This is a genomic window from Pseudomonas sp. NPDC088322, from assembly GCF_044740745.1.
GTDB lineage: Bacteria > Pseudomonadota > Gammaproteobacteria > Pseudomonadales > Pseudomonadaceae > Aquipseudomonas > Aquipseudomonas shirazensis.
Genome location: NZ_JBIURK010000004.1, coordinates 25,047 through 51,002, shown reverse-complemented (window position 1 = coordinate 51,002; position 25,956 = coordinate 25,047). Strand labels below are relative to the sequence as shown.

Sequence of the window (25,956 nt, the reverse complement as noted above, 5' to 3'; positions counted from 1 at the left end):
TCCCCGCGGTTCTAAGGAGTACGGTTACGCCGCGTCTCGATGATGTTGGGCAACTGCGAAATCCGCCCGAGCAGACGCCCGAGGGCATCCAGACCGGGGATTTCGATGGTCAGCGACATCAAGGCGGTGTTGTCTTCCTTGTTCGAGCGGGTGTTGACCGCCAGCACGTTGATCTTCTCGTTGAGCAGCACCTGCGACACATCACGCAGCAGGCCTGGGCGGTCGTAGGCGCGGATGATGATGTCGACCGGGTAGGTCAGCACCGGCACCGGGCCCCAACTGACCTGGATGATCCGCTCCGGCTCACGCCCGCTCAGTTGCAGCACCGAGGCGCAGTCCTGGCGGTGAATGGTCACGCCGCGGCCCTGGGTGATATAGCCCACGATCGCCTCGCCGGGCAGCGGCTGGCAGCAGCCGGCCATCTGCGTCAACAGGTTGCCGACACCCTGGATCTGGATATCGGCACGCTTGCCGTTACGCACACCAGACGGCTTGCGCGGGGTCAGCTCGATCTGCTCGATCCGCTCCGGCTCAAGCAACTGCTGGGCTGCGTTGACCAGATGCGCCAGGCGCAAGTCGCCGGCACCGAGCGCAGCAAACAGGTCTTCGGCGGTTTTCACGTTGGCTTTTTCGGCCAACCGATCGAAATCGACCTGAGGCAGACCAAGCCTGCTCAGTTCGCGCTCGATCAAGGTTTTGCCGGCGGCGACGTTCTGATCGCGCGCCTGCAGCTTGAACCAATGGACAATCTTCGCCCGTGCACGCGAGGTGGTGACGTAGCCAAGGTTCGAGTTCAGCCAGTCGCGGCTTGGGCTGCCGTGCTTGCTGGTGATGATCTCGACCTGCTCACCGGTCTGCAGGCTGTAGTTGAGCGGCACGATGCGGCCGTTGATCTTGGCGCCACGGCAGTTGTGGCCGATCTCGGTGTGCACGCGGTAGGCGAAGTCAAGCGGTGTCGAGCCCTTGGGCAGGTCGATAGCGTGGCCGTCGGGGGTAAAGATATACACCCGGTCAGGCTCGATATCGACACGCAGCTGCTCGGCCAGGCCGCCGATGTCGCCCAGCTCTTCGTGCCACTCCAGCACCTGGCGCAGCCAAGAGATCTTTTCTTCGTAGTGGTTGGAACTGGCCTTGACGTCGGTGCCCTTGTAACGCCAATGCGCGCAGACGCCGAGCTCGGCTTCTTCGTGCATGCCGTGGGTGCGGATCTGCACCTCGAGCACCTTGCCCTCCGGGCCGATCACTGCGGTGTGCAGGGAGCGGTAGCCGTTTTCCTTGGGGTTGGCGATGTAGTCGTCGAATTCCTTGGGAATGTGCCGCCAGAGGGTGTGGACGATGCCCAGGGCGGTGTAGCAGTCGCGGATCTCCGGGACCAGCACGCGCACGGCGCGCACGTCGTAGATCTGGCTGAACTCCAGGCCTTTGCGCTGCATCTTGCGCCAGATCGAATAGATATGTTTCGCCCGGCCACTGATATCGGCGTTGACGCCGGTGGCCAGCAACTCGTTCTGCAGCTGGTTCATCACATCGTTGATGAAGCGCTCGCGGTCCAGCCGGCGTTCGTGCAGGAGCTTGGCGATCTGTTTGTACTGGTCGGGCTCAAGATAGCGGAAGGACAGGTCCTCCAGCTCCCACTTGATATGCCCGATACCCAGCCGGTGCGCCAGTGGCGCATAGATGTCGAACACCTCGCGGGCCACGCGCAGGCGTTTTTCTTCATCGGCGGCTTTCACCGCACGAATCGCGCAAGTGCGCTCGGCCAGTTTGATCAGGGCGACGCGCACGTCGTCGACCATGGCCACGAGCATCTTGCGCAGGTTTTCGACCTGCGCCTGCGAGCCGAGCACCAGCGACTGGCGCGGGCTCAGGCTGGCGCTGATGGCGGCCATGCGCAGCACGCCGTCGATCAGCTTCGACACTACCGGGCCAAAGCGTTGACCGACCTCGGCCAAGGTGACCTTGCCTTCACGTACCGCGCGATAGATCACCGCCGCGACCAGCGAATCCTGGTCGAGTTTGAGATCGGCGAGGATCTCGGCGATCTCCAGGCCGGCCTGGAAACTGGACGTACCGTCCGCCCACGAATGCTTGGCCGGGTTGCCCTTCTTCTCGACTTCCTGGGCGAACTCGCAGGCTTCTTTCAGGTTCACCCGGTCCAGCGCCGAATCGACGCTCACCACATGATCCAGCCACGCTTCGAGATTGATACTGCCGTCGCTGTTGACCGGCTGGTGCACTCTCACCTGTACCATCTTTGCTTTACCTTTCCATACAGCGCAGCCCACGGCCGCACTGACAATCACCGTGCGCCTACCATTCCCTGGAAGCCGCACCAAGAGGGCCAGCGTTGGCTAGCCCACTTCGAATAACGCCATGGCTTCGACATGCGCCGTCTGAGGAAACATGTCGAGAATCCCGGCCCTTGTTAACCGGTACCCTTGGGCGACCAGCACCTGCGCGTCACGCGCCAGCGTCGCCGGGTTACACGAGACATACACCAGCCGCTTGGCCTTGAGGCGGGCGATGCCTTGCACCACCTCGTAAGCACCGTCGCGCGGTGGGTCCAAGAGTACCGCAGAAAAACCCTCGGCGGCCCATTCGGCATCTGCCAGAGGTTGAGATAAATCGGCCTGAAAAAACGCCGCATTATGCACATTGTTGTCACGGGCATTGGCTGCCGCCCGCTCGACCATCGCCTGCACGCCTTCCACTGCCACCACTTCGCGGGCCTGCCTGGCCAACGGCAGGGCAAAGTTGCCCAGGCCGCAGAACAGGTCCAGCACACGCTCGTCAGGCTGCGGTGCGAGCCAGGCCAGGGCCTGCTCGATCATGGCCGTATTGACCTGGGCGTTGACCTGAACAAAATCGCCCGGGCGCCACGCTAGCTGCATCTGCCACGGCTGCAAAGTGAAACCGAGGGTCTGCCCGGCCTCGACCGGCGCAGGCTCGCCCTCCCCTTGCAACCATAGCTGGGCGCCCGCCTCTTTGCAGAAGGCCTGCAGCCGTGCCAGGTCGTCCTCTGGCAACGGCGCCACGTGGCGCAGCAGGACGGCCTCGGCGCTGCCGCTGAACAACTCAACATGGCCCAGCGCCTGCGGTTTGTTCAGGCTGCGCAACACCGTCGGCAAATGCCGCAGGATCGTTTGCAAGGGCTGTACCAGCACCGGGCATTCGTCGATGGCGATGATCGCCTGGCTGGCCTCGGCACGGAAACCGACTTCCAGCTGACGGTTCTTGACGTCCCAGCGCACGGCAATCCGCGCGCGTCGGCGGTAGCCGAATTCAGGCCCGGACAACGGCGCTGCCCATTGCTCTGGCTGGATCCCGGCCACCCGCTGCAATTGCTCGGCGAGCATGCGCTGCTTGAGCGCCAGCTGCTCGGCGTGCGGCAGGTGCTGCAGGTTGCAACCGCCACACCGATCATAGTGCCGGCACGGCGCCGGGCGCCGCTCGGGGCTGGCCTGCAGGACCCGCTCAAGGCGCGCATCGACGATCTTGCCACGGGCACCAAGCACCCGCGCTTCCACCGCTTCGCCGGCCAGGGCGCCGCTGACGAACCAGGTTCGCCCTTCATGAAAACTGATGCCGCGGCCATCACCGGCCAGGCGCTCGATGTCCAGGCGCTGCTTCTTGCCTACGGGAACTTGCGCAGCACGATCGCCGCCGGCCGGCTGGAAACGCAGGCCGCCTTTACTTTTCTTGGTCATCAGGTCGCGTCGAACAGGCCAGTGGAAAGATAGCGATCACCGCGGTCGCAGACGATCGCGACCATCACGGCGTTTTCCACCTGCTGCGACAGGCGCAACATGCCGGCCACCGCACCACCAGAGGACACACCGCAGAAAATGCCCTCTTCACGGGCAAGGCGGCGGGTGACGTGTTCAGCTTCGGCCTGGGACATGTCGATCACCTGATCAACTCGAGTGGCGTCGAATATCTTTGGCAGATATTCCTCAGGCCAGCGCCGGATGCCGGGAATCGACGAGCCGTCCATGGGCTGCAGACCAACGATCTGCACCGCCGGGTTCTGCTCCTTGAGGTACTGCGAGCAGCCCATGATGGTGCCGGTAGTGCCCATCGAACTGATGAAATGGGTGACGCTGCCCTGGGTCTGCTGCCAGATCTCCGGGCCGGTGCTGGTGTAGTGGGCCAACGGGTTGTCGCCGTTGGCGAACTGATCGAGGATCAACCCGCGGCCTTCGGCCTGAAGCTTTTCGGCCAGATCGCGGGCGCCCTCCATGCCCTCTTCCTTGCTCACCAGGATCAACTCGGCGCCATAGGCGGTCATCGCTGCCTTGCGTTCGGCAGTGGAGTTGTCGGGCATGATCAGGATCATCTTGTAGCCCTTGATCGCCGCAGCCATGGCCAGGGCGATGCCGGTGTTACCGGAGGTCGCTTCGATCAGGGTGTCGCCGGGCTTGATCTGGTTGCGCAGTTCGGCGCGGGTGATCATCGACAGTGCCGGGCGGTCCTTGACCGAGCCGGCCGGGTTGTTGCCTTCGAGCTTGAGCAACAAGGTATTGCTGGTCGCACCTGCGAGGCGCTGCAGGCGAACCAGAGGCGTATTGCCGACGCAATCGGCGATGGTTGGGTACTGCAGGGTCATGGTGTCTTTCGCAATCAAAACGACAGGGGTGCCTATCATACCGGCATTCCCTTGCCGGCCATATCACGCAATCTGTGGTCGATATAGCTGTCAGCTATATAGCAGCTGTGCCGGCGCCGATTCGCTCGCTTCAACGTGCGCTGGCAGGCGCATGCACAGGCGCAGGCCGCGTTTGCCGTTCTCGGCCCAAAGCGTCCCGCCCTGGCGTTGAATGGCGCCGCGGGCGATGCTCAGGCCGAGGCCAAAGCCGCCGTCGCCGGGGCGCGAACCGTCCAGCCGCGAAAACGGCGCGAAGATACGCTCCAGATCGTCCTCAGCCACACCGCCGCCCTGGTCTTCCAGCCAGATCCGCCAGTAACTGCCCTCACGCCGACCGCCGAGGGTGATCACGCCGTCGCCAGGCGAATGACGAATGGCATTACGCAACAGGTTTTCCACGGCCTGGGCCAAATGGTTGAGGTTGCCCTGCACCCAGCAGGTGGCCGGCAATTCACAGCGCAGACGTGCAGGCTGCCAGGCGCTTTCGTAGCAGGCGTCCTCGGCGAGCATGTCCCACAGCGCCTGCAGCTGGATCGGTTCGAGGTTCATCGGCGCCCGTTCGGCGTCCTGCCAGGCCAGTTGCAGGGTGTCTTCGACCAATTGCTGCATGCAATCGACCTCCCGCGTGACGCGCTCGCGCAGGCGCCCAAGGTCAGCCTCGCCATCGCCGGCCACCCGCAAGCGGCTCAGCGGCGTGCGCATTTCGTGGGACAGGTCGCGCAGCAGTTGTTGCTGCAAGGCCACTGTGCCTTGAAGGCGCTCGGCCATCTGGTCGAAGGCACGCGCCAGCTCACCCAGCTCGTCATGTCGGCCCATGGTGGTCGCGTCCAGCCGCGCCGAGAGCTGATCGGCGCGCCAGGCATTGGCCTGCTCGCGCAACTGGTTCAACGGCACAATCAGCATGCGGTACAGACCCACGCACAGCAGCAAGGTGAACAGGCCGGGAATCACCCCGTTGATCAGGATCCGCCACAGCCACAGGTACTGGCCCGGATTGAGCCGCGTGGGCAATTCGATGACCAGCATGGCCTGCGCGGCGGGGTCGGCGAACGGCAAGCGCAGCCACGGTTGATCGACACTGCGTCGGCTCATCGGCCAGTCGACCTGGCGCAGGCGGGTCAGGCGTTGGGTCTGCTCGGCCGTCAGCGGGGTACTGCTCAAGCTGTGCAGGTGGCTGTTGATGACGCCGACAAAGCCCTGCTCACGTGCGCGCATGCCTTGCAACCATTGATCGATGCCGGCCTGGCCGCCCTCGTGCCAGGCCTGCTCAGCCTCGACCGCGTAGGCCTGCAGCAGTTGCCGGGCGGGCTTGGAGAGAAATGCATTCTGGGTTTCCATGTAGCGACCCCAGCTGTAGCTCAGGCCGATCATCAACAGGCAAAAGCCCACCAGCAAAATCGCCAGGCGCCAGAACAACGAGTGTCGATCGAGCATGGTTCAGCCCTCGCCGGCGCTGAGCACATAACCTTTGCCCCAAACGGTGACGATCTGCCGCTCGTGGTAACCGACCGCCTTGAGCTTGCGGCGGATCTGGCTGACGTGCATGTCCAGGCTGCGATCGTGGCGGGAGTAACCCCGCTGCAACACTTGCTGATACAGCAGGGGCTTGCTCAGCACCTCGTCCGGACTGCGGTAGAGGGTGTCCAGCAGGCGATATTCGCTGGGGGTCAGGCCGGCCCAGTTGGAGCCGAGGCAAACATCGCTGATAGCGTCATCAAAGCGCAGCTCGCCTGGCTCGACAGGTTGCGGTGCCTGGCGCCGGCGCTCCAGCTCAACCCGGCGCAGGATCGCCTCGATGCGCACCTGCAACTCGGCCATGCTGAAGGGCTTGGGCAGATAGTCATCGGCGCCGCGCTGAAAGCCGGTGATACGGTCCGCTTCAGCGCCCAGGGCCGACATCAGGATCACTGGCGTGGCGCTTTTGCGCCGCAGCTGCGCAAGTGCATCGAGGCCGTTCAGCCCCGGCAGGAGGATATCCATCAGGACCACATCGAACACCTGCCGGCCTGCTGTTTCCAGACCGTCAAGGCCGTTGCGGCACCAGGTCACCTGAAACCCACCGCGCTGCAATTCTTCGTGCAGGTAAGCGCCGAGGACCGGGTCGTCTTCGATGGCGAGAATGTTCGAGTGGTGAATGGCTACGGGATTCATTGGCTTCTGGCATTGATTCTCAATTGCGCGATTATTGGCCAGTAACTCAAGGCTAGGCAACTGGATTACGACCAAACCATTAGCGCCTCCGGCTGCAAGCGCAGCCTGCCAGCCCGCCTGGGGCGCTGAAATGATCGCTTTACGCCCGCAGCCGGAGTAACGTTCGGCAACTATTCCGTCCCGCTCGGCGACGGCCATCAGGCACATCACAGGAGGCGAGTGTGCTCGATCGTTTGGGAATCAGAAGCCGGGTCATGCTGCTGGCGCTGCTGCCGGCTACCTTGATGGCACTGGTGCTGGGCATCTATTTCACCTGGCTGCAACAAAACGAGCTGCGTACCCAGTTGCTCCAGCGCGGCAAGATGATTGCCGAACAACTGGCGCCGCTGGCGGCGCCCGCCCTCGCCCGCCATGCCACTGACCAGCTGGAAAGGATTGCCGGCCAGGCGCTGGAGCAAAGCGACGTGCGCGCGGTGGTGTTCCTGACCCCACAGCGCACCCAGCTGGCCCATGCCGGGCCGAGCATGCTCAACCAGCCGCCCAGCGGCGGCAGCGGCACGCAATTGCTGCAACGCACTGGCAATGACGCCACCCGCTACCTGATGCCGGTGTTCGGCCATCACCGCGACCTGGCCGCTGACGCAGTGCCGGCCGAAGCCGAGCGCCTGCTCGGCTGGGTGGAAATCGAGCTGTCGCATGATGGCACCCTGCTGCGCGGTTACCGCAACCTGTTCACCAGCGTGCTGCTGATTCTCGCCTGCCTGAGCGTGACCGCACTGGTCGCCCTGCGCATGAGCCGCACGATCAACGACCCGATCAGGCGGATCAAGGAGGCGGTCACTCAGCTCAAGGACGGCAACCTCGAAGCGCGCCTGCCGGCCATGGGCAGCCATGAGCTGGACGAGCTGGCGGCCGGCATCAACCGCATGGCCGAGACCCTGCACAGCGCCCATGAAGAACTGCAGCACAGCATCGACCAGGCCACCGAAGACGTGCGCCAGAATCTGGAAACCATCGAAATCCAGAACATCGAGCTGGACATGGCACGCAAGGAAGCCCTCGAGGCCAGCCGGATCAAGTCCGAGTTCCTCGCCAACATGAGCCACGAGATCCGCACCCCGCTCAACGGCATACTCGGCTTTACCCATCTGCTGCAGAAGAGCGAACTGGCGCCGCGTCAGCTGGATTATCTCGGCACCATCGAACAGTCTGCCGACAACCTGCTGGGGATCATCAACGAGATCCTCGATTTCTCCAAGATCGAGGCCGGCAAGCTGGTGCTAGACAGCATCCCGTTCAACCTGCGCGACCTGATCCAGGACACCTTGACCATTCTCGCCCCGGCCGCCCACGCCAAACAGCTCGAGCTGCTCAGCCTGGTCTACCGGGATACGCCGCTGTCGCTGGTCGGTGACCCGCTGCGCTTGAAGCAGATCCTCACCAACCTGGTCAGCAACGCGATCAAGTTCACCCGCGAAGGCACTATCGTCGTGCGGGCGATGCTCGAAGACGAACAGGGTGACCATGTGCAGCTGCGCATCAGCGTGCAGGACAGCGGTATCGGCCTTACCCCGCAGGACGTGCGCACGCTGTTCCAGGCTTTCAGCCAGGCCGACAACTCCTTGTCGCGCCAGCCCGGCGGTACCGGCCTTGGGCTAGTCATCTCCAAGCGCCTGATCGAGCAGATGGGCGGCGAAATCGGCGTCGACAGCGCGCCCGGCGAGGGCTCGCAGTTCTGGATCAGTCTAAATCTGCCCAGGGCCCACGACGATGGCTCGGAACTGCCGCTACAAGCGCTGCTGGGTCGCCGTGCGGCCATCGTCGACGGCCATGAGCTGGCCCGCCAGGCGCTGGAGCACCAGCTGCAGGACTGCGGCTTGAGCGTCAGCGTGTTCGCCTCGTTCGAGCAACTGGTGCAAGGCGTGCAAGCCGCCCATCAGGCCGGGCAACCGTTCGAATTTGCTGTATTCGGCGCCAACCTGAACAACCTCTCACCCGATCTGCTCGGCCAGTACAACCAGCAGCTGGAACGCCTGCAGTGCCTGTGCGTGGTGCTCTGCCCGACCACCGAGCAGGGCTTGTATCATCCCAGCTTGCCCAACCCGCACGGCCAGTTGCTGTCCAAGCCCACCTGCACGCGCAAGCTGCGCCGGCTGCTGCTTGAGCTGATCCAGCCGCGCCGGCAACTGAGCGAAGTGCGTATGCCGGGCAGCCAGCGCATGCCGAAGATCCTCTGCGTCGACGACAACCCAGCCAACCTGCTGCTGGTACAGACCCTGCTCGAGGGCCTCGGCGCCGAAGTGCTGGCGGTCGACAACGGCTATGCGGCGGTCGAGGCGGTGCAGGATGAAGCGTTCGATCTGGTGCTGATGGACGTGCAGATGCCGGGCATGGACGGCCGCGCTTGCACCGAGCAGATCCGCCAGTGGGAAAGCGGCCAGACCTGCAACCCGCTGCCCATCGTCGCCCTTACCGCGCATGCCATGGCCAACGAAAAACGTGCCCTGCTGCACAGCGGCATGGATGACTACCTGACCAAGCCGATCAGCGAGCGCCAGCTGGCCCAGGTGGTGATGAAATGGACCGGCCTCAACCTGGCCCCACCGCAGCAGGAGCAGCCGCTGGAGCGGTTGCCGGAAAGCAGCGAGCTGAAGGTGCTCGACCCCGAAGAAGGCTTGCGCCTGGCAGCCGGCAAGGCTGATCTGGCAGCAGACATGCTGCGCATGTTGCTCGATTCGCTGGAGGCAGATCGCGTAGCCATTCAGGTGGCGCGGGTGGCGGGTGATCGCGAGGCGATGATCGAGCGGGTGCACCGCCTCAATGGCGCCTCGCGCTACTGCGGCGTGCCGCAGTTGCGTGCGGCCTGCCAGCGCAGTGAAACCCTGCTCAAGCAGGACAGCCCGCAGGCCATGCAGGCGCTGGATGAACTCGACCAGGCTATCGAACGGTTAGCCGAGCAGGCTCAGCTGAGCGTGTGACCCGCGCCAGCTACGCTGGCCTGGGTCAATACGCCCCACGCCAGGCTGGCTACACTGCCCTGCTCAGCCGCAAAGGACCTCTGCCATGCGCATTCTCTTGTTCAGCAGCCAGCACTACGACCAGGAAAGCTTCAGCCAGGTATGCCGCGACAGCGACCTGGACCTGGACCTGGACCTGGACCTGCACTATCAGTCTGCCCGGCTGACCGTCGACACCGCGCCGCTGGCCGATGGCTACGAGGTGGTCTGCGCGTTCATCAACGACGAGCTGCACAGCGACGTGCTGGAGCGCCTGGCAGCCGGCGGCACGCGCCTGATCGCGCTGCGTTCGGCCGGCTACAACCATGTCGACCTGGCCGCAGCCGCGCGCCTGGGCCTGGCTGTGGTGCGGGTCCCGGCTTACTCACCGCACGCGGTGGCCGAGCACGCCGTAGCGCTGATCATGGCCCTCAACCGGCGCCTGCACCGGGCCTACAACCGCACCCGCGAAGGCGACTTCACCCTGCATGGCCTGACCGGCTTCGACCTGCACGGCAAGACCGTCGGGGTGATCGGTACCGGCCAGATCGGCCTGGCCTTCGCCCGGATCATGGCCGGCTTCGGCTGCCAGTTGCTGGCGTATGACCCCTACCCCAACCCGGACATGCTCGCCCTTGGCGCGCGTTATCTGGATCTGCCCGAGCTGCTGGCCCAGGCGCGCATCGTCAGCCTGCACTGCCCGCTGACCGAGCAGACCCGGCATCTGATCAATGCCCAGAGCCTGGCGGCGCTGCACCCAGGCGCCATGCTGATCAATACCGGCCGCGGCGCGCTGGTCGACACTCCGGCCCTGATCGATGCGCTCAAGAGTGGCCAGCTGGGTTATCTGGGCCTGGACGTCTACGAAGAAGAAGCCCAGCTGTTTTTCGAGGACCGCTCCGACCAGCCGCTGCAGGATGACGTACTGGCGCGGCTGCTGACCTTCCCCAATGTGATCATCACCGCCCACCAGGCTTTCCTCACCCATGAGGCGCTGCAGGCGATCGCTAGCACCACCCTGGACAACATCATCTGCTGGGCGGCAGGCAAGCCGCAGAATCTGCTCGCAAGTTGATGCTAGGATACGCGGCATTTCTGGAGGACCCATGGTCGAGCACGATTTCCGCTACACCCTATTCAACCCGCAACACACCCTGATCGAATGCCGCGCGCTGGTGCCGGGGCGCTACCAGGTGACCGGTAACGGTGGTTCGATCCAGAAGGACGATGTCCTGCTGGTGACGCTCAAGGGCAGCAAAGACCTGAGCATGCGCCTGACCGTCGAAAGCGTGCGCCACCTGATCAACCCGAGCGGCCAGTGGGTTGCCGTGGCCAGCGGCCCGGCGTTCAAGGAGCTGGCGATTCTCAACTGGCAGATCAAGTGCGACAGCTGTGAAGCCGTGCTCGACTTCGAATTCGCCGTGGACGCCAAGCTCGGCAGCAAAGGCCACAAGCCAGCCGCCAGCGAGCGCGTAGCGGCATTGGGCTGGGCCAGCAAGGGCGACAAGCATGTGTGCCCACGCTGCCAGGAGAGCGCCCAGTGAAAAACCTGCTGAGCGCGCTGTTGATCGCCGGCAGCTTGCTGGGCTGCGCCTCGCAGCCGTCAGCGCTGCGCCAGGACCAAGGCTATGTGCTGGAGTGGATCGGTGAGCGCCCGCTGATGGATTACAGCAACCTGACCCTGACCTTGGGTGAAGACGGCCGCGCCTATGGCAATGCCGGCTGCAACCACTGGTTTGCGCCGTACACCCTCAAGGGTGACGAGCTCAGCTTCGGCAAGGTCGGCAAGACCCGCAAGCTCTGCGCGCCCGCGCTGATGGAACAGGAGCAGCGCTTCCTGCAGGCGCTGGAGACGGTGCAGCGCTGGGATGTGTCGGCAATCGAGCAGATCCGTTTCTGGCCGGCTGAAGGCAAGCCGCTGCGCTTCTGGCCTGAAGAAAGCTGAGTGTGCTGGCTTGGGCGGGACCGCGCTGGCGGTCCCGCCTGATCGTCAGGCGCCGCCTTTGAGTGCCTTGATCTTGGCCTGCAGCCCATCCAGGGTCTGCTCGCCGAGCAGCTGTTCACGCACCTTGCCCTTGTCGTCGATGATGTAGGTCACCGGCAAGGCTTCGCTGCGCGGCAGTTCGTAGCGCTCGGCCGGGTCCTGGGCGAGCACGGTGAAGTCGATGCCCAGGGTTTGCGAGGCTTGCTTGAGATCGTCGCCCTGCAACCCATCGTAATTGACCCCGATCACTTTGATGCCATCAGCCTGCCACTGCTTGGCGGCGGCATTCAGTTCGGGGATTTCGGTACGGCATGGGCCACACCACTCTGCCCAGTAATTGAGCACCAGCCACTGCCCCTCGATCTGCTCGGCCTTTACCGTATTGCCGTGCTGGTCCACGCCATAATCGGCACCGCAACCGCCGAGCAACAGGCTTGCAGTGATGGCCAGTGCCGCCGCCAAACGCTTTGCCATGGGTCAATCCTTCTCGAAGTATTTCAAACCTGTAATTCAGCCGCAGCGGTTAGAATAGCCGCCACACCCAGCTGGATGCGACCCGTCATGACTGATCTGACTCTCTATCATAACCCGCGCTGCTCGAAATCCCGCGGCGCCCTTGAGCTGCTCGAAGCACGCGGCCTTGCTCCACACATCGTGCGCTACCTGGAGACGCCACCGGATGCCGCTACCCTGACGGCGCTGCTGGGCAAGCTCGGCATCAGCGCGCGGCAACTGCTGCGCAGCGGTGAAGACGAATACAAAGCCCTTGAGCTGGCCAATCCGGCATTGACCGAAGCACAGCTGATCGCGGCAATGGTTGCCCATCCCAAACTGATCGAACGGCCGATTCTTGTGGCCGGTGACAAGGCTGTGATTGGCCGCCCACCGGAAAAAGTGCTGGAGATCCTGCCGTGAGCGAGCCCTATATCCTGGTGCTGTATTACAGCCGGCACGGCTCCACCAGCGAGATGGCCCGGCACATTGCCCGCGGCGTCGAGATGGCTGGCCTGGAAGCGCGCCTGCGGACCGTGCCGGCGATTTCCACCGAGTGCGAAGCAGTCGCCCCCGATATCCCTGCCAGCGGTGCGCTGTACGCCAGCCTGGATGACCTGCGCCACTGCGCCGGGATTGCCCTCGGCAGCCCGACCCGCTTCGGCAACATGGCGGCGCCGCTGAAGTACTTCCTCGACGGCACCAGCAGCCTGTGGCTGGGTGGTGAACTGGTCGGCAAGCCGGCTGGAGTGTTCACTTCCACCGCCAGCCTGCACGGCGGTCAGGAAACTACCCTGCTGTCGATGATGCTGCCGCTGCTGCACCACGGCATGCTCATCACCGGCCTGCCCTACAGTGAGTCGGCGCTGCTGGAAACCCGCGGTGGTGGTACCCCGTACGGCGCCAGTCATCATGCCGGCGCCGACGGCAAGCGCGAGCTGGACAGCCACGAAATAGCCCTGTGCCGAGCACTCGGGCAACGCCTGGCGAGCACGGCCAAGGCTTTGGGTGGCGCGCGTGGCTAAGCGTGCCAAGCCACTACCAGCGCTGGCCTGGCTGGCACCGCGGCTGCGCCTTACCCGCGCGCTGAGCCTGGCTTGCCTGGTCGGCCTGATCGCCCTGCTGCTGGTCAATAACCTGTGGTTTGCCAACCTGCATGGGGCGCGGGTCGAGGTGATCCTTGCGGTCGAATTGATCCCGCTGCTGCTGGTGCTACCAGGCATGCTGATGGGCAGCGCACGGGCCCATGCGTGGACCTGCTTCGTGGTCAATATCTACTTCATCAAAGGCGTGCTGGCGGCGTTCGACCCAGCGCGGGCGCTGTTTGGCTGGATGGAAACCCTGGTGAGCCTGGGCCTGTTCGTCAGCGCACTGCTATACGTGCGCTGGAAGTTTCAGCATGAAAGGCGCCTTGTCGGCGAATGCTGATCTGCTTTTTGTAGGAGCGGCCTTGCCGGGGCGCCGGACCGGTCGCGAAAGGCGTGCGCAGCGCGCCCGGCGATTTTGCGGTGCAGCACAAATCCTGGGGCCGCTACGCAGCCCTTTCGCGACCGGTCCGGCGCCCCGGCAAGGCCGCTCCTACAGGGACCGTGTAACGACTGGCTCAATGGTTGACGGTGTGCGCCAGCATCACCGAGAGCTGACAAAGTGGCCGGCCGCTTTCGGCATGCCACTGATTGAACACCTCCTGCACCAGCGCACGATCACGCTGGCTGGTCGGCGCCTTGTCGATCACGCCCTGGGCGATCAGCGCGGCTGACATGTCGTCGGTGGGGATAAAGGTATCCTTGCCGACCATGCGCAGAAAGCGCGGTGCCGACAGCCCGCCGAGCTGATTGCCATGCTTGGCCAGGTACTTCCACAGGCCGACGATATCGGTCACCGGCCAGTCGGCGATAAAGCTGGCAAAGCTGCCGTGCTGTTTTTCGATGTCGAGGATCATCTGCGCGTTGCGTGGCACGCTTTTGAGCTTGCCCAAGTGGCGGATGATGCGCGTGTCCTGCATCAGCCGCTCAAGGTGCTCGGCGCCCATCAGCACCACCTTTTCCGGCTCGAAGCCAAAGAACACCTGCTCGAAGGCCGGCCACTTGGCATCTACCAGGCTGTGCTTGAGGCCTGCGCGAAATACTCGCAGCGCCAGCGTCGACAGGTAGCGGTCGTCGCTGATGTCACGCAACTGCGCCGGTGTGCGCGGTTGCGGCAGGAACGCCTCGAGGGCCTTGGCCGAGCCGAAGCGATTCAGGCAGAACTCATGCAGCCACTGATAATCGCGCATGGGTCAGATGTTCACCACATCGAGGAAGCGCGGCGCCGCGGTTTCATCGATTTTCAGGCTGGTGAAATCGAACAGGTTGCGGTCGGCCAGTTGTGACGGCGCCACGTTCTGCATCGCGCGGAAGATGCTCTCGGTGCGGCCTGGGTGCTTGCGCTCCCAGTCGATGAGCATTTCCTTGACCACCTGACGTTGCAGGTTTTCCTGCGAGCCACACAGGTTGCACGGGATGATCGGGAATTCGCGCATGTCCGAGTAGGCCTGGATGTCCTTCTCGCTGCAGTAGGCCAGCGGCCGGATCACTACGTTGCGGCCATCATCGGCACGCAACTTGGGCGGCATGCCCTTGAGCGAGCCGTTGAAGAACATGTTCAGGAAGAAGGTTTCGACCATGTCGTCGCGGTGGTGACCAAGAGCCATCTTGGTCGCGCCGATTTCATCGGCAAAGGTGTACAGCGTGCCGCGGCGCAGGCGCGAGCACAGCGAGCAGGTGGTCTTGCCTTCCGGGATCAGTTCCTTGACCACCGAATAGGTGTCTTTCTCGACGATGTGGTACTCGACGCCCAGGGTCTTCAGGTAGGCCGGCAGAACATGCTCGGGGAAGCCTGGCTGCTTCTGGTCCATGTTCACCGCGACGATCTCGAACTGGATCGGCGCCACCTTCTGCAGGTGCAGCAGAACATCGAGCATGGTGTAGCTGTCCTTGCCGCCGGACAGGCAGACCATGACCTTGTCGCCATCTTCGATCATGTTGTAGTCGGTGATGGCTTCGCCGGCGAGACGACGCAGGCGTTTTTGCAGTTTGTTCTGGTTGACCGAGAGGGTGCCCATAGCGCTTGGAATCCGCGAGGTGTGACAAAAGCCGAACATTTTACGCATAAAGCCGGCGCGGGCGAAGGCTTTCGCGACAATTAACCGCGCCAGGCCGACCAAAGACTGCAACGGAATCAACAACTGCGGCGACAGCGCGATTTGCTCTAAAAAGCGCCTATTGCGCAGGGATGTGCTTCCTATACTGCGACTTAAGGCCATATTACCGCTTGCTTCGGTGCCTGGCCGCGGGCCGCATGTGCTCCATCTGGGGTGCGTCAGGCAACGACCATAGGAGTGACCGGTATGATCCATCACGTTCTTGGGCTGTTTACCCATCCCGACCAAGAGTGGCAGGAGATTCGTGGCGAGGAAGAATCGATCAGCCACATGTACTTGACCCATACCCTGATTCTGGCGGCCATCCCCGTCGTTTCAGCGTTTATCGGCACCACCCAGGTCGGCTGGGTGATCGGTGACCGACCGGCGGTCATGCTGACCGTTGAAAGCGCGTTCTGGATGAGCGTGATGTCGTACCTGGCGATGCTCATCGGGGTCGCGGTAATGGGCGCTTTCATCCACTGGATGGCGCGTACCTATGACGCCACGCCATCGATGGCACGCTGCATCGCGTTTGCCACCTACACCGCTACGCCATTGTTCGTCGCCGGGCTGGCGGCGCTTTACCCACACCTGTGGCTGGGCATGGTGATCGGCACGGCGGCCATCAGTTACACGGTGTTCCTGCTGTATGTGGGCTTGCCGACGTTCATGAACATCCCGGCGGATGAAGGCTTTCTGTTCTCAAGCTCCGTGCTGGCGGTAGGCCTGGTGGTGCTGGTGGCGATCATGGCGGCCACGGTGGTCATCTGGGGCTTGGGCGTGGGGCCTGTGTATACCAACTAGATCCAAACCAACACTGGGGCATCAAGTCACCGGCCGCCGCAAGGCGGCCTTTGACTGTGTGCTGACCGATGGCTCGGCAGCCTCTGGGGGGTTGCGGCATAATGCGCGGCTGAGGAGAACCTAGATCGCCATGCCCGAGTTGCTCGAATCCCGCGTTGAAGCCTGCTATCAGCAAGCCGAAGCGTTCTTCAAACGGAGCTTCATCCGCCCACAGGTGAGCTTCAAGCTGCGCGGCCAGAAGGCCGGCGTTGCCCATCTGCATGAAAATCTGCTGCGCTTCAATCTGCAGTTGTACCGGGAAAACCACGAGGATTTTCTGCGCCAGACTGTGGCCCATGAAGTGGCGCATCTGGTCGCGCATCAGTTGTTCGGCGACAGTATCCAGGCCCATGGCGAAGAGTGGCAGTTGATCATGCGCGGGGTCTACGAGCTGCCGCCCAATCGCTGCCACAACTATGCGGTGCAACGGCGTACGGCGACGCGCTATATCTATCAGTGCCCGTGCCCGGAGAGTGACTTTGCCTTTACGGCGGTGCGGCACAAGCTGGTGCGCCAAGGGCGGCGGTATCTGTGCAAGCGCTGTCGGCAGGTGCTGGCGTATAGCGGGCAGACGCGGGTGGAGTGAAGCCGGAAGGGTTTTGCGGAGATTGGACGAACTTGGGGCCGCTTCGCAGCCCTTTCGCGACACAAGGCCGCTCCTACAGTTGACCACGCAAGCCAGTCATGCGCAGTCGTCTGTAGGAGCGGCCTTGTGTCGCGAAAGGGCCGCAGAGCGGCCCCAGGTTATTGCCTGATGACTTAAGAGCGCGCTGGGCCTTCAGCTACACCGAGGTCGTCGGTTGGACGAGTGTCGGTCAGCGGCGAGCCGCCCGAAGCCAGTTCAGCGTGCAGCTTGTCTTCGTCCAGCTCCTTGACCCACTTGGCAACCACGATGGTCGCTACGCCGTTACCAATCAGGTTGGTCAGGGCGCGGGCTTCGGACATGAAGCGGTCGATACCAAGGATCAGCGCCAGACCGGCAACCGGCAGGTGGCCGACAGCAGACAAGGTCGCGGCGAGGACGATGAAGCCCGAACCGGTGACGCCAGCAGCGCCTTTGGAGGCAACCAGCAGCACCAGCAGCAAGGTGATCTGGTGGCTGATGTCCATCTGCGTGTCAGTCGCCTGGGCGATGAACACGGCAGCCATGGTCAGGTAGATCGAAGTACCGTCAAGGTTGAATGAGTAGCCAGTCGGGATTACCAGACCTACTACCGACTTCTTCGCGCCCAGACGCTCCATCTTGGCCAGCATGCGTGGCAGGGCCGATTCCGAGGACGAGGTGCCAAGTACGATCATCAGCTCTTCACGGATGTAGCGGATCAGCTTGAGTACGCTGAAGCCATGCGCGCGGCAGATACCACCGAGGACGATCAGGATGAACGCCAGGCAGGTGATGTAGAAGCAGGCCATCAGGTAGCCCAGCTGCACCAGCGAGCCGACGCCGTACTGGCCGATGGTGAAGGCCATGGCACCGAAGGCACCGATCGGAGCCAGCTTCATGATCATGTTGATGATGTTGAACATGACGTGAGCGAAGCGATCGATCATGTCCAGCAATGGCCGGCCGTAGCTACCCAGACGGTGCAAGGCGAAGCCGAAGATCACCGAGAACATCAGCACCTGGAGGATATCGCCGTTGGCGAAGGCACCGACCACGGTGTTCGGGATGATATTGAGCAGGAAGCCGATAGTGGTCTGCTGCGCGCCGGCGGCGGCATAGGCAGCGACACTGCTGGCGTTCAAGGTGTTGACGTCAATGTGCATGCCAGCGCCTGGCTTGACCACGTTGACGACAACCAGGCCGATGATCAGCGCGATGGTCGAAACAATTTCAAAGTACAACAGCGCGTAGCCGCCGGTCTTGCCGACCGATTTCATGCTCTGCATGCCAGCGATACCGCTGACGACTGTACAGAAGATGATCGGGGCGATGACCATTTTGATCAGTTTGACGAAGCCGTCACCCAGGGGTTTGAGCGCAACGCCGGTTTCAGGGTAGAAGTGACCGAGCAGAATACCGATGGTGATGGCAACCAACACCTGGATATACAGCGATTTGTACAGCGGCTGACGAGTCGTCATGGCTTATTTCCTCGAGTGTGCCGGTTTCCACCCTTCCCAGGGCGGGGGCACCTAAAGCGCTAACCCTCCTGCACCCGGAGGGATTTGTCGTTGTGTTCGAGCTGCCTTTGCAGGCCTCTGCCAAGTGAATAGCAAGGGCGATGCCAAAGTGCTCGAATGAGGTGCAAAGCCTGATCTAGAGGGGGTGGCATGCCCAAGGACAGGGCAACCAGGTGGGCCTGAGCTGGCGGATTTCCGCCCGTTGGCGGGAAATGAACGGGCGGGTTGGCGGGAATCCGCCCGGGCGCGGGGTCAGCCGCGCGTGAACACAATCCTGAAGGCAGCACCGCCCAGCGGCGAATCGTCCAAGCTCAGGTGGGCGTCGTAGCTGTCGATGATGTCCTTGACCACGGCCAGGCCGATGCCCTGCCCCGGGTGCTGGCGGTCCAGCCGCTCGCCGCGCTGGAGGATGCGCTCGCGCTGATCGGTCGGCACGCCCGGGCCATCGTCTTCGATGCACAGGAGCAGGCTGTCCGGGGTTTCGCTCAAGCTCACCCGCACCTGACCCAAACATAGCCGGTAGGCGTTCTCCAGCAGGTTGCCCAGTAGCTCCAGCGCGGCGCCCTGCTCCATGGGTATTTCCGCCTGCGCAGGGACGACAAGGGTGATCGCCACGTGCTTGTCGCGGTAGACCTTGGCCAAGGTATTGCACAAGCTGTCGAGCAGCGGCGCGAGCTGGACACGGTCGCGAACCAGTCCGCTCTTGCGCAGGCTGGCGCGCTGCAACTGGTAGTCGATCTGCTGGCTCATGCGCTCGATCTGGCTCTGCAGCACTCGCGCCTGCTCGCGCTCGCCACTGCCGTGGCCCATGCTTTCGCCCACGCCCTGGAGCACCGCCAGCGGCGTTTTCAGGCTGTGCGCAAGGTCGTCCAGCGAGTCACGATAGCGCTGACGCTGTTCGCGCTCACTGTGCAGCAGGCGGTTGAGCGAGCCGGTCAGGCGCAACAACTCGCGGGGATGTTCGCCGCTCAAGCCCTGGCGAGCACCGCTCTCGACCTGGTCCAGCTCCACACTCAGCCGACGCAGCGAGCGCAGCCCCCAGGTCAAGCCGGCCCAAAGCAGCACCAGCAAGGCCAGCAAGGCAGCGCCGAAGCCCAGGTAGAGTTTTTCCTGCAGGCCCTCGAGGGTGTCCTGATACTCGCGTACCGGTTGCAGGGCAACGATGCTGTAGGCGGCGCTCTTGCCGCCGAGCAGTTTTACTTCCACGTCGTAGACGAAGAACTCTTCACCGTTGTCCTGGCGAATGCGGGCAAACTCGTTGCCGCGGCCGTCATAACGCGGCTGGTAGTTGATGTCGCGGTCGGCGGTAGCCCGCGAACGCCAGACCAGCTTGCCGTCGCGGTCGAAGATGTAGCCGATCAACCCGGTGTAAGGCAGGTTGTAGCGCTCATCCGGGAGCTGATCAGGCATCTGCAGGCGGCCCTGCTCGATACGCGCGGCGGAGATCAGCGTGGTCGCATCGGACGCCAGACGCTGTTCGATCGACTCCTGCAGGGCCAGGCTGAAAGCCTTCTGCAGGGCCGGTAGCAGCGCCAGCATGAACAACAGCGCCAGCAGCGCCGCCGCCAGCATCAGGCGCACGCGCAGCGAACGGATCATCGGCAGCGCTCGGTGAACAGGTAGCCCAGGCCGCGCACGGTATCGATCGGTTTGAAGCCGTGCTCGCCCTCGAGCTTGCGGCGCAGCCGGCCGACCAGCACTTCGATGACATTCGGGTCGCGCTCTTCATCGCCTGGGTACAGCTGTTCCATCAGGCGGTCCTTCGCCACCACCTGCTGGTGATGACGCATGAGATATTCAAGGATGCGGTATTCATACGCGGTCAGCGCCAGCGGCTGATCGTCGAGGCTGGCTTGCTTGCGATTGAGGTCGAGCACCAGTGGCCCGGCGGCAATGGTCGACTGGGTGAAGCCGCTGGAACGGCGCAGCAAGGCATTCAGGCGCGCTTCAAGCTCCTCGAACTGGAACGGCTTGACCACATAATCGTCGGCGCCGGCCGCCAGGCCTTCGACCTTGTCCTGCCAGTTGCCCCGTGCGGTGAGAATCAGGATCGGGAAGCTCTTGCCCTGGCTGCGCAGCTGGCGGATCAAGTCCAGGCCGCTCATGCCCGGCAGGCCGAGGTCAATGATGGCCAGGTCAAAGGCGAACTCCTCTGCCTGGTACAGGGCTTCTTCGCCGTTGCCGACCGCCTGGACCACATGGCCGGTTTCGCTCAGGCGTGTGTGCAGATGATGGCGCAGCAGCGCCTCGTCCTCGACCACCAGCAGTTTCATGCCTTTCTCCTTATAACCGTCACGACGCTGTCTTGCCTCTCTGGCGCAGGCACGGCGCAAGGCCGCTGGCGAGCCAGCAGCCTTGTGCGTTGCAAACGCCGATACAGAGTACCAGCACGCCTTAGAACTTGTAGTTTGCCGAGAGGTAGGTCTGGGCGCTGCTGGTCAGGCTCATGCTGCCGATTTTCGGCCCGCCGTGTTCGACCAGTTCGGTGCTGGCGTTGGTGCGCAGGTAGCGGTAGCCCAGTTCGACCGAGGCGTTGTCGGTGACTTCCTGGATAACGCCGGCTTGCAGGCCTGCAGCGTAGCCGTAATTTGTATCGCGGCTGTAACCGGAGGATTCCTGGGTCAGCTTGGTCACGCCCAGGCTGGCGCCGCCAAATAGTTTGGTGGTGTCTCCCACGGGCAGGAACAGGTCGTAGCTGCCAAGCAGGTTTTCCTGGCGCAGCTTGAGCCCGCTGTGGTCACCGGAGACGTTGTCGTAGGTCATGTAGTAGCGACCTTCGTTGTTCATCTTGCCCAGACGCACACCCCAGGTGCCATCCTTGGCGATCACGCCGTCGGTGTTGAGGTTGTCGGTGCTGCGCGAGAGCAGCCCGGACTTGCGCACTTTGTCGCTGGTCTGGCCGTAGGTCAGGCTGGCGAAGGTGTCGTCGGCGTTGGCCTGAACGCTGAAGCCGGCGGCACATACGGCCATTGCTGCAAGCAGGGTATTGACTGTTTTCATGGGTTCTTACTCCAGTTGGATGCGCTGTTTCGGTCTGGAAGCTAGAGTAAGCAAGGCGCCCTGAACCGCGGCTGAACCCTGCCTGAACCGCCGCTGAACAGCCTGCGCTTCCCTCGCCTAAAGGAGTTGCGACCATGCGTTATCTGTTTGCCCTGGCTTTGTTGAGCTGCGCCAGCCTTACTCAAGCGGCGGTACAGACCCGCCAGATCGATTATCAGGATGACGACGGCAAGCGCCTGGTTGGCTATTACGCCTATGACGATGCTATCGACGGCAAACGGCCGGGCGTCGTGGTAGTGCACGAGTGGTGGGGGCTCAATGACTATGCCAAGCGCCGCGCCCGCGACCTGGCGGGGCTGGGTTACAGCGCGCTGGCGATCGACATGTATGGCGATGGCAAGCACACCGAGCATCCGGCCGATGCGATGGCGTTCATGAAGGCGGCGCTGGAGAACCCGGAAGCAGCTGCCAAGCGCTTCGATGCGGGCCTTGAGATGCTAAAGATTCAACCAAAAACCGATCCCGACAAGCTCGCTGCGATTGGCTACTGCTTTGGCGGCAAGGTCGTGCTCGACGCGGCCCGGCGTGGCGAGGAGCTGGCCGGTGTGGTGAGTTTCCACGGCGCCTTGGTCACGCAGACTCCGGCCAGCCCCGGCAGCGTCAAGGCCAAGGTGCTGGTCGAGCACGGCGCGGCAGACAGCATGGTCACCCCGGAGCAGGTCGCGGCCTTCAAGGAAGAGATGGACAAGGCCAAGGCCGACTATCAGTTTGTCAGCATCGCCGGCGCCAAGCATGGTTTCAGCAACCCCGATGCCGACCGTCTCAGTCATGGCGAGCATGGCGGGCCTGATATCGGCTATGACCAAGCGGCCGACAAAAGCTCATGGGCAGACATGCAGGCGTTTCTGGACAAGCTGTTCAAGTGACCGCTGCGCTGGCAATGGCCAGCTCTGGCACAATAGCGCCATGAACCGACTGCCGACCTGCTGCGCCCCCTTGCAACACCACTGGCCACTACCGCGCCCGATCCCTGGCGCGGTGCTGGTCAGTTGTGCGTTCGACCCGTCCAGGCTTGCTGCCGACGACTTCCAGCGCGCGGGCATCGAGCCCAGCGCCAGCCTCCAGCGCTCCGTAGCCAAGCGCCAGGCCGAGTACCTGGCCGGCCGAGTCTGCGCGCGCGCCGCTCTGCAGCAACTGGACGGTCGTGACTATGTGCCCGCGACCCATGCCGACCGCTCACCGATCTGGCCGGCAGGTATCCGCGGCTCGATCACCCACGGCAAAGGCTGGGCCGCCGCCGTGGTGGCCGATGCTGCCAGCTGCCGAGGCATCGGCCTGGATCAGGAAACACTGCTGGATGAAGCCCGCGCCGAACGCCTCGCCGGAGAGATCCTCACCCCGGCCGAGCTGCAACGGCTCGACCGCAGCCAGCTGGCACTTAGCGTGACGCTGACCTTTTCGCTCAAGGAAAGCCTGTTCAAGACGCTCTATCCACTGACCCTGCAGCGCTTTTACTTCGAGCATGCAGAGCTGCTGGGGTGGTCTGCAGACGGCCTGGCGCGGCTGCGCTTGCTGACTGACCTGTCGTCTGAATGGCGCCACGGCGCCGAGCTGAATGGCCAATTCTGCGTCAACCAAGGGCAGCTGTTGAGCCTGGTCAGCGTCTAGTCTTCAGCTTCCTGCTGGCGCGGCCAGCTCAGGCTGAAGCACGCCCCACCCAAGCCTTCACTGCGCGCAACCACCGCCCGCCCGCCGTGCCAATAGATGATTCGACGCACGATCGACAAGCCCAGGCCGTGCCCACCCGAGGCCCGGGTGCGGCTGTCGTCCAGCCGGGTGAATGGGGTAAAGATGCGCTCCCAGACGCTTTCCGGCACGCCCGGGCCGTCATCCTCGACATCGATGCGGCAGCGCTGCTGACCAAGGTGATAGCTAACGCGCACTTCGCCCTCGGCGTGGCGCATGGCGTTGGCGACCAGGTTCTGCAGCGCACGGTGCAGATAGCGCGGCTCGGCTTCGACCCAGGCGCCGTCCTCATCGGCGCCCTGGCACAGGCCACGCAGCACATTTATCTGCGGGCGCAGCGGCGCCAGCTCGGTGATGACCCGCGCCAGCAAGGCATCCAGGTCGACGGCCTGAAACTGCAAGGCCGGCGCGCCTTGCTCGAGACGCGCGTAGGTGAGCATTTCGTCGACCAGCTTGTCGAGGTCCTGGATATCGCCGTCCATCCCCGCCAGGTGCTTGGCCCGCGCCTGATCGGTGCTGGCGGTTTCGAGCATCTCCAGGCCAAAGCGCAGCCGTGCCACTGGCGTGCGCAGCTCGTGCGACACCGCCCGGACCAGCTCGCGCTGCATGTTCAGCGAGCGCTGCAGGTGCTCGGCCATACCATTGAATGCCGCCGCCAGACGCCCCACCGAATCAGCGCCGCCGGCCGGCACGCGGGTATCGAGGCTGCCCTGGGCAATCTGCGTGGCGGCCGCTTCCAGGCCGGACACGCGCCGCTCCAGCTGACGTACCAGCAGGTACACCACCAGGCCGATCAGGCACAAACCGAGAAACGCGATCAGAATCAGCAATTGCGGCGGGTAGGGATTGAGCTGGTACAGCGGGCCGATTTCCAGTACCCAGGGTGAGCCGGGCACGCCGGAGAACACCCGCACCGAATCACCGTCCTTGCCCAGCGCCATCACCGTATCGCCCTCCTCGACCCGGTGGCGCTGGTCGTCATCCAGTGCCGCCCGCTCCAACCGTTGCAGGCCGATATCGAAACCGAAGCCTTTGCTCTGGCGCAGTTGCGCCAGGCGCTGCGGTTGTTCGCTGACCGGATAACGCACCAGCTCATCAGCCAGCAGGTACACCGTGGCCCGCGCCAGCTGTTCGCTGATCTGCTTGACCTCGGCCACCAGCAGCTGGTCTTCGCGGCCGATCCGGCGCAATACCCGTGCGGCATGCGGGCCGGTCTTGTCGACCACCACCAGGTCGCGGTACAGCCGCGCGCGCTGGCCGCCGTCGAGGGTCAGCGCGGCCATTGGCCGGACATCCAGCGGCACGCCGAGCAGGCGCTCCCACATCAACAGCGAGCGCTGGCGCTCGACCGGGTTCTGCGGCGCGAGGTTGTCGGCCATCAGGCTGAACGTGCCTTGCGCCAGGCGCTCGCGGTGCTGCTCGGCGCGCACCAGGTTGACCAGGTGCAGGCTGACCACGCCGAGCACCGCCACCAGCACCAATACCGCCAGCATGCCGCCATAAATACGCAGGAAAATCGACTTCATCAGGCCGGCGCCGCCTCAGCCACGAACAGATAGCCCTTGCTGCGCAAGGTCTTGATCAGCCGCGGATGAATGGGATCGTCACCGATCTTGGGGCGAATCCTGGAGATACGCACATCAATCGAACGGTCCTGGCCGTCGTAGCCGACGCCGCGCAGGGCGGTAAATATCTGCTCGCGCGACAGCACCCGGCCGGCATGGCTGGCCAGCAGCCAGAGCAGGTCGAATTCGGCGCCGGTGAGGTCGATCGGCTGCTCATCGAGCCAGGCCTCGCGCAAGCTGTTGTTGATCTGCAGCGGGCCAAAGCGCAGCGCCTGCACTTTGCTGTCGGGGCTGTCGCTGCGCCGCAGCAAGGCATTGATACGCGCCAGCAGCAGCCGCGGCCGCACCGGCTTGCAGACATAGTCGTCGGCGCCCAGGTCAAGGCCCTGAACCTGATCGAGCTCATCGCTGCGCGCAGTCAGCATGAGAATCACGCCTTGGTACTGGCCACGTACCCGCCGACAGATGCTCAGGCCGTCTTCACCGGGCAGCATCAGGTCCAGCACCACCAGGTCCGGCTGGCTGTCGAGAATGCGCCGCACCGCGCGCGCGCCGTCTGCCTCGACCGCAACCTCGAAGCCATTGGCCTGCAGGTACTCGGCGGTCAGTTCGGCGAGACGCTGATCGTCCTCGACGATGAGGATGCGGTTGCTGGGTTGGTCCATGCCTGGCCTCTGTTGTTATGGATGGGCTGCCGCTGGTCACCTGAATGTAGCCTTGTTCGCGGATACTACGTCGCACATCTGCGCCTGCCAATCGGCTCTGTCGGCACCGCTGGTCCGAGACAGGCCAGGACGAATTAGCGTGATGCGCCGCACAGCAGTAACATTCTGCAACGGGTCATTACGGTGCGGAAAAAAAGTGAAAAGCCGTGAGGACAAGGCCTACAGCCGATACCCACGAATCACACACAATCTGTACACACGTTATCCACAGGCGGTCGCCTTGCAAACACCCTCAGACCGCATTATCTTGTATCCCCATCGCGGCGAACCACTAGATGTTGGGGTTGGGCCGAAATCGAGAACACAAGTCAGCGGCGAAATTCAAGCGTTTTTTCGACCTGAACTTATGGCAATACAAGCAGCCAAAGCGCTCCTGCGCAGGCAGACCGAGGCAAGCCTTGCACAGGGCTTGTTCGGGTACGGGTGTTGCAGGCACAGCCTGGCGACCCCGACAGCAACAGATTTTGCGTTGTAACGCAGAACCTTTGACTTCGGCCAGGG

Annotated in this window: 25 protein-coding genes; 11 read left to right on the top strand and 14 right to left on the bottom strand. The window is 63.5% G+C overall.

All coding sequences use genetic code 11. The features are described 5' to 3' along the window. Positions 1–11: 11 nt before the first annotated feature. From relA to ACIOAU_RS10985, 5 genes are all read right to left on the bottom strand, one after another. Entirely contained in the window at positions 12–2,252 is a 2,241-nt protein-coding gene (gene relA, locus ACIOAU_RS11005; RefSeq protein ID WP_101321749.1) for a GTP diphosphokinase, read from the bottom strand. A gap of 99 nt (positions 2,253–2,351) precedes the next feature. Continuing rightward, positions 2,352–3,710, bottom strand: a complete 1,359-nt coding sequence (gene rlmD, locus ACIOAU_RS11000) for a 23S rRNA (uracil(1939)-C(5))-methyltransferase RlmD (RefSeq protein ID WP_401182523.1) — start codon at positions 3,708–3,710, stop codon at positions 2,352–2,354. Continuing rightward, a complete protein-coding gene (gene cysM / locus ACIOAU_RS10995; protein WP_150573746.1) occupies positions 3,707–4,606 on the bottom strand; it encodes a cysteine synthase CysM in 900 nt (299 codons plus the stop codon). The genes rlmD and cysM overlap by 4 nt, the downstream gene beginning before the upstream one ends. A 90-nt stretch (positions 4,607–4,696) precedes the next feature. Then, positions 4,697–6,079: a sensor histidine kinase gene (locus ACIOAU_RS10990; protein ID WP_101321751.1), complete on the bottom strand. Its 1,383-nt coding sequence runs from the start codon at positions 6,077–6,079 to the stop codon at positions 4,697–4,699. A 3-nt stretch (positions 6,080–6,082) separates the two neighbouring features. Continuing rightward, the gene (locus tag ACIOAU_RS10985) at positions 6,083–6,796 is read right to left on the bottom strand and encodes a response regulator transcription factor (protein ID WP_101321752.1); all 714 of its coding nucleotides are present in this window, start codon (positions 6,794–6,796) and stop codon (positions 6,083–6,085) included. Between the two features lie 221 nt (positions 6,797–7,017). On the opposite strand from ACIOAU_RS10985, the gene ACIOAU_RS10980 reads away from it, so the two are divergent. The 4 genes from ACIOAU_RS10980 to ACIOAU_RS10965 all read left to right on the top strand — a co-directional run bounded on the left by ACIOAU_RS10980 (position 7,018) and on the right by ACIOAU_RS10965 (position 11,737). After that, positions 7,018–9,774 (top strand): response regulator, encoded by a 2,757-nt coding sequence (locus tag ACIOAU_RS10980; RefSeq protein ID WP_401181898.1) that lies wholly within the window; start codon positions 7,018–7,020, stop codon positions 9,772–9,774. Between the two features lie 85 nt (positions 9,775–9,859). Further along, positions 9,860–10,867 (top strand): 2-hydroxyacid dehydrogenase, encoded by a 1,008-nt coding sequence (locus ACIOAU_RS10975; protein ID WP_401181895.1) that lies wholly within the window; start codon positions 9,860–9,862, stop codon positions 10,865–10,867. Between the two features lie 31 nt (positions 10,868–10,898). Beyond that, positions 10,899–11,336: a hypothetical protein gene (locus tag ACIOAU_RS10970; RefSeq protein ID WP_101321755.1), complete on the top strand. Its 438-nt coding sequence runs from the start codon at positions 10,899–10,901 to the stop codon at positions 11,334–11,336. Further along, the gene (locus tag ACIOAU_RS10965) at positions 11,333–11,737 is read left to right on the top strand and encodes an META domain-containing protein (RefSeq protein WP_101321756.1); all 405 of its coding nucleotides are present in this window, start codon (positions 11,333–11,335) and stop codon (positions 11,735–11,737) included. The genes ACIOAU_RS10970 and ACIOAU_RS10965 overlap by 4 nt, the downstream gene beginning before the upstream one ends. A 45-nt stretch (positions 11,738–11,782) precedes the next feature. Here the strand turns inward: ACIOAU_RS10965 and ACIOAU_RS10960 are convergent, their stop codons facing one another. After that, positions 11,783–12,250, bottom strand: a complete 468-nt coding sequence (locus ACIOAU_RS10960; RefSeq protein WP_101321757.1) for a TlpA disulfide reductase family protein — start codon at positions 12,248–12,250, stop codon at positions 11,783–11,785. Positions 12,251–12,337: 87 nt separating this feature from the next. Here ACIOAU_RS10960 and arsC point away from each other — a divergent pair, with 87 nt between their 5' ends. The 3 genes from arsC to ACIOAU_RS10945 are packed head-to-tail and all read left to right on the top strand — an operon-like array spanning position 12,338 to position 13,696. Beyond that, positions 12,338–12,691 (top strand): arsenate reductase (glutaredoxin), encoded by a 354-nt coding sequence (gene arsC, locus ACIOAU_RS10955; RefSeq protein ID WP_101321758.1) that lies wholly within the window; start codon positions 12,338–12,340, stop codon positions 12,689–12,691. After that, a complete protein-coding gene (gene wrbA, locus ACIOAU_RS10950) occupies positions 12,688–13,293 on the top strand; it encodes an NAD(P)H:quinone oxidoreductase (RefSeq protein WP_101321759.1) in 606 nt (201 codons plus the stop codon). Before arsC ends, wrbA begins: the two co-directional genes overlap by 4 nt. Further along, entirely contained in the window at positions 13,286–13,696 is a 411-nt protein-coding gene (locus ACIOAU_RS10945) for a DUF2069 domain-containing protein (protein WP_150570944.1), read from the top strand. The genes wrbA and ACIOAU_RS10945 overlap by 8 nt, the downstream gene beginning before the upstream one ends. Before the next feature lie 175 nt (positions 13,697–13,871). On the opposite strand, the gene ACIOAU_RS10940 is transcribed toward ACIOAU_RS10945, so the two are convergent. Both ACIOAU_RS10940 and ttcA read right to left on the bottom strand, forming a co-directional pair. Then, positions 13,872–14,543, bottom strand: coding sequence for a DNA-3-methyladenine glycosylase I (locus tag ACIOAU_RS10940; RefSeq protein ID WP_101321760.1), 672 nt, complete (start codon positions 14,541–14,543; stop codon positions 13,872–13,874). A 3-nt stretch (positions 14,544–14,546) separates the two neighbouring features. Continuing rightward, positions 14,547–15,371: a tRNA 2-thiocytidine(32) synthetase TtcA gene (ttcA, locus tag ACIOAU_RS10935; protein WP_101321761.1), complete on the bottom strand. Its 825-nt coding sequence runs from the start codon at positions 15,369–15,371 to the stop codon at positions 14,547–14,549. A 285-nt stretch (positions 15,372–15,656) separates the two neighbouring features. On the opposite strand from ttcA, the gene ACIOAU_RS10930 reads away from it, so the two are divergent. Together ACIOAU_RS10930 and ACIOAU_RS10925 are read left to right on the top strand one after the other, a co-directional pair. Further along, positions 15,657–16,256 carry a Yip1 family protein gene (locus ACIOAU_RS10930; protein ID WP_101321762.1) on the top strand — a complete coding sequence of 200 codons (600 nt, stop codon included), beginning with the start codon at positions 15,657–15,659 and terminating at the stop codon, positions 16,254–16,256. Positions 16,257–16,386: 130 nt separating this feature from the next. Further along, positions 16,387–16,881 carry a SprT family zinc-dependent metalloprotease gene (locus tag ACIOAU_RS10925; RefSeq protein ID WP_150570945.1) on the top strand — a complete coding sequence of 165 codons (495 nt, stop codon included), beginning with the start codon at positions 16,387–16,389 and terminating at the stop codon, positions 16,879–16,881. Positions 16,882–17,054: 173 nt separating this feature from the next. Here the strand turns inward: ACIOAU_RS10925 and ACIOAU_RS10920 are convergent, their stop codons facing one another. The 4 genes from ACIOAU_RS10920 to ACIOAU_RS10905 form a co-directional block, all read right to left on the bottom strand. After that, positions 17,055–18,380: a dicarboxylate/amino acid:cation symporter gene (locus tag ACIOAU_RS10920; RefSeq protein ID WP_101321764.1), complete on the bottom strand. Its 1,326-nt coding sequence runs from the start codon at positions 18,378–18,380 to the stop codon at positions 17,055–17,057. A 291-nt stretch (positions 18,381–18,671) separates the two neighbouring features. Continuing rightward, positions 18,672–20,018 (bottom strand): ATP-binding protein, encoded by a 1,347-nt coding sequence (locus ACIOAU_RS10915; RefSeq protein WP_220632434.1) that lies wholly within the window; start codon positions 20,016–20,018, stop codon positions 18,672–18,674. Beyond that, the gene (locus ACIOAU_RS10910; protein ID WP_101321766.1) at positions 20,015–20,692 is read right to left on the bottom strand and encodes a response regulator; all 678 of its coding nucleotides are present in this window, start codon (positions 20,690–20,692) and stop codon (positions 20,015–20,017) included. The genes ACIOAU_RS10915 and ACIOAU_RS10910 overlap by 4 nt, the downstream gene beginning before the upstream one ends. 121 nt (positions 20,693–20,813) lie before the next feature. Further along, positions 20,814–21,419 (bottom strand): outer membrane protein, encoded by a 606-nt coding sequence (locus tag ACIOAU_RS10905; protein WP_101321767.1) that lies wholly within the window; start codon positions 21,417–21,419, stop codon positions 20,814–20,816. A gap of 134 nt (positions 21,420–21,553) precedes the next feature. Between ACIOAU_RS10905 and ACIOAU_RS10900 the strand changes: the two genes are divergently transcribed. Beyond that, entirely contained in the window at positions 21,554–22,345 is a 792-nt protein-coding gene (locus ACIOAU_RS10900) for a dienelactone hydrolase family protein (protein WP_401181884.1), read from the top strand. Between the two features lie 40 nt (positions 22,346–22,385). Beyond that, entirely contained in the window at positions 22,386–23,087 is a 702-nt protein-coding gene (locus tag ACIOAU_RS10895; protein ID WP_188036547.1) for a 4'-phosphopantetheinyl transferase, read from the top strand. Here ACIOAU_RS10895 and ACIOAU_RS10890 read toward each other — a convergent pair. Together ACIOAU_RS10890 and ACIOAU_RS10885 are read right to left on the bottom strand one after the other, a co-directional pair. After that, entirely contained in the window at positions 23,084–24,694 is a 1,611-nt protein-coding gene (locus tag ACIOAU_RS10890) for an ATP-binding protein (RefSeq protein WP_181089960.1), read from the bottom strand. The genes ACIOAU_RS10895 and ACIOAU_RS10890 overlap by 4 nt on opposite strands. Beyond that, the gene (locus ACIOAU_RS10885) at positions 24,691–25,395 is read right to left on the bottom strand and encodes a response regulator transcription factor (RefSeq protein ID WP_101321771.1); all 705 of its coding nucleotides are present in this window, start codon (positions 25,393–25,395) and stop codon (positions 24,691–24,693) included. The genes ACIOAU_RS10890 and ACIOAU_RS10885 overlap by 4 nt, the downstream gene beginning before the upstream one ends. Positions 25,396–25,956: the final 561 nt, after the last annotated feature.

Bases quoted from the DNA above. Each gene is read 5' to 3' on its own strand.
- relA (WP_101321749.1), bottom strand. From the start codon at position 2,252: ATGGTACAGGTGAGAGTGCACCAGCCGGTCAACAGCGACGGCAGTATC.
- cysM (WP_150573746.1), bottom strand. From the start codon at position 4,606: ATGACCCTGCAGTACCCAACCATCGCCGATTGCGTCGGCAATACGCCT.
- ACIOAU_RS10990 (WP_101321751.1), bottom strand. From the start codon at position 6,079: ATGCTCGATCGACACTCGTTGTTCTGGCGCCTGGCGATTTTGCTGGTG.
- ACIOAU_RS10985 (WP_101321752.1), bottom strand. From the start codon at position 6,796: ATGAATCCCGTAGCCATTCACCACTCGAACATTCTCGCCATCGAAGAC.
- ACIOAU_RS10975 (WP_401181895.1), top strand. From the start codon at position 9,860: ATGCGCATTCTCTTGTTCAGCAGCCAGCACTACGACCAGGAAAGCTTC.
- ACIOAU_RS10970 (WP_101321755.1), top strand. From the start codon at position 10,899: ATGGTCGAGCACGATTTCCGCTACACCCTATTCAACCCGCAACACACC.
- ACIOAU_RS10960 (WP_101321757.1), bottom strand. From the start codon at position 12,250: ATGGCAAAGCGTTTGGCGGCGGCACTGGCCATCACTGCAAGCCTGTTG.
- arsC (WP_101321758.1), top strand. From the start codon at position 12,338: ATGACTGATCTGACTCTCTATCATAACCCGCGCTGCTCGAAATCCCGC.
- ACIOAU_RS10940 (WP_101321760.1), bottom strand. From the start codon at position 14,543: ATGCGCGATTATCAGTGGCTGCATGAGTTCTGCCTGAATCGCTTCGGC.
- ttcA (WP_101321761.1), bottom strand. From the start codon at position 15,371: ATGGGCACCCTCTCGGTCAACCAGAACAAACTGCAAAAACGCCTGCGT.
- ACIOAU_RS10930 (WP_101321762.1), top strand. From the start codon at position 15,657: ATGATCCATCACGTTCTTGGGCTGTTTACCCATCCCGACCAAGAGTGG.
- ACIOAU_RS10925 (WP_150570945.1), top strand. From the start codon at position 16,387: ATGCCCGAGTTGCTCGAATCCCGCGTTGAAGCCTGCTATCAGCAAGCC.
- ACIOAU_RS10920 (WP_101321764.1), bottom strand. From the start codon at position 18,380: ATGACGACTCGTCAGCCGCTGTACAAATCGCTGTATATCCAGGTGTTG.
- ACIOAU_RS10915 (WP_220632434.1), bottom strand. From the start codon at position 20,018: ATGATCCGTTCGCTGCGCGTGCGCCTGATGCTGGCGGCGGCGCTGCTG.
- ACIOAU_RS10910 (WP_101321766.1), bottom strand. From the start codon at position 20,692: ATGAAACTGCTGGTGGTCGAGGACGAGGCGCTGCTGCGCCATCATCTG.
- ACIOAU_RS10905 (WP_101321767.1), bottom strand. From the start codon at position 21,419: ATGAAAACAGTCAATACCCTGCTTGCAGCAATGGCCGTATGTGCCGCC.
- ACIOAU_RS10900 (WP_401181884.1), top strand. From the start codon at position 21,554: ATGCGTTATCTGTTTGCCCTGGCTTTGTTGAGCTGCGCCAGCCTTACT.
- ACIOAU_RS10895 (WP_188036547.1), top strand. From the start codon at position 22,386: ATGAACCGACTGCCGACCTGCTGCGCCCCCTTGCAACACCACTGGCCA.
- ACIOAU_RS10885 (WP_101321771.1), bottom strand. From the start codon at position 25,395: ATGGACCAACCCAGCAACCGCATCCTCATCGTCGAGGACGATCAGCGT.